Source organism: Alteromonas sp. S167, assembly GCF_036864375.1.
In the GTDB taxonomy this organism is placed as follows: Bacteria; Pseudomonadota; Gammaproteobacteria; order Enterobacterales; family Alteromonadaceae; genus Alteromonas.
On the sequence record NZ_JAZETR010000022.1, the window covers coordinates 1 to 2,008 of the forward strand.

The window sequence follows — 2,008 nt, forward strand, 5'->3', positions numbered from 1 at the left end:
TAACGAGGCGAACGAGGGGAACTGAAACATCTAAGTACCCTTAGGAAAAGAAATCAACCGAGATTCCCCTAGTAGCGGCGAGCGAACGGGGAGCAGCCCTTAAGCTGTTTAGAATTTAGTGGAATCCTTTGGGAAGAGGAGCGATACAGGGTGATAGCCCCGTACACGACGGATTCTTTACAGTGAAATCGAGTAGGTCGGGACACGTGTTATCTTGACTGAATATGGGGGGACCATCCTCCAAGGCTAAATACTCCTAACTGACCGATAGTGAACCAGTACCGTGAGGGAAAGGCGAAAAGAACCCCTGTGAGGGGAGTGAAATAGAACCTGAAACCGTATACGTACAAGCAGTGGGAGCCCTTCGGGGTGACTGCGTACCTTTTGTATAATGGGTCAGCGACTTATATTTAGTAGCAAGGTTAAGTGAATAACGGAGCCGTAGCGAAAGCGAGTGTTAACTGCGCGTTTAGTTGCTAGGTATAGACCCGAAACCCGGTGATCTAGCCATGGGCAGGTTGAAGGTTGAGTAACATCAACTGGAGGACCGAACCCACTAACGTTGAAAAGTTAGGGGATGACCTGTGGCTGGGGGTGAAAGGCCAATCAAACCGGGAGATAGCTGGTTCTCCCCGAAATCTATTTAGGTAGAGCCTCGGACGAATTCCATTGGGGGTAGAGCACTGTTAAGGCTAGGGGGTCATCCCGACTTACCAACCCTTTGCAAACTCCGAATACCAATGAGAACTATCCGGGAGACACACGGCGGGTGCTAACGTCCGTCGTGGAGAGGGAAACAACCCAGACCGCCAGCTAAGGTCCCAAAATATTGCTAAGTGGGAAACGATGTGGGAAGGCATAGACAGCTAGGAGGTTGGCTTAGAAGCAGCCACCCTTTAAAGAAAGCGTAATAGCTCACTAGTCGAGTCGGCCTGCGCGGAAGATGTAACGGGGCTAAGCAATATACCGAAGCTGCGGCAGCATGTTTACATGCTGGGTAGGGGAGCGTTGTGTAAGTGGATGAAGGTGAGTTGTAAAGCTTGCTGGACATATCACAAGTGCGAATGCTGACATGAGTAACGATAATGGGAGTGAAAAACTCCCACGCCGGAAGACCAAGGTTTCCTGTCCCATGCTAATCAGGGCAGGGTAAGTCGGCCCCTAAGGCGAGGCAGAAATGCGTAGTCGATGGGAAACGGGTTAATATTCCCGTACTTATATAATCAGTGATGGAGGGACGGAGAAGGCTAGGCAAGCTTGGCGTTGGTTGTCCAAGTGAAAGCGAGTAGGCCGAGAACTTAGGTAAATCCGGGTTCTTAAAGCTGAGACGCGAGACGAGCCACTACGGTGGTGAAGTTGTTGATGCCCTGCTTCCAGGAAAAGCTTCTAAACTTATGATTATATGAACCGTACCCCAAACCGACACAGGTGGTCAGGTAGAGAATACTAAGGCGCTTGAGAGAACTCGGGTGAAGGAACTCGGCAAAATTGTACCGTAACTTCGGGAGAAGGTACGCCCCTGTTTGTGAACACTTTACGTGGTAAGCAGATGGGGGCCGCAGTGACCAGGTGGCTGGGACTGTTTATTAAAAACACAGCACTCTGCAAACTCGTAAGAGGACGTATAGGGTGTGACACCTGCCCGGTGCCGGAAGGTTAATTGATGGGGTTAGCGTATGCGAAGCTCTTGATCGAAGCCCCGGTAAACGGCGGCCGTAACTATAACGGTCCTAAGGTAGCGAAATTCCTTGTCGGGTAAGTTCCGACCTGCACGAATGGTGTAACCATGGCCACGCTGTCTCCACCCGAGACTCAGTGAAATTGAAATCGCAGTGAAGATGCTGTGTACCCGCACCTAGACGGAAAGACCCCGTGAACCTTTACTACAGCTTGGCACTGAACATTGAACCTACATGTGTAGGATAGGTGGGAGGCTTTGAAGCACAGTCGCTAGATTGTGTGGAGCCGTCCTTGAAATACCACCCTTGTATGTTTGATGTTCTAACAT

1 rRNA gene is annotated in these 2,008 nt (G+C 50.3%); it reads left to right on the forward strand.

The features are described from left to right. Positions 1–2,008 (forward strand): 23S ribosomal RNA (locus V7R35_RS17705); the annotation flags it as partial.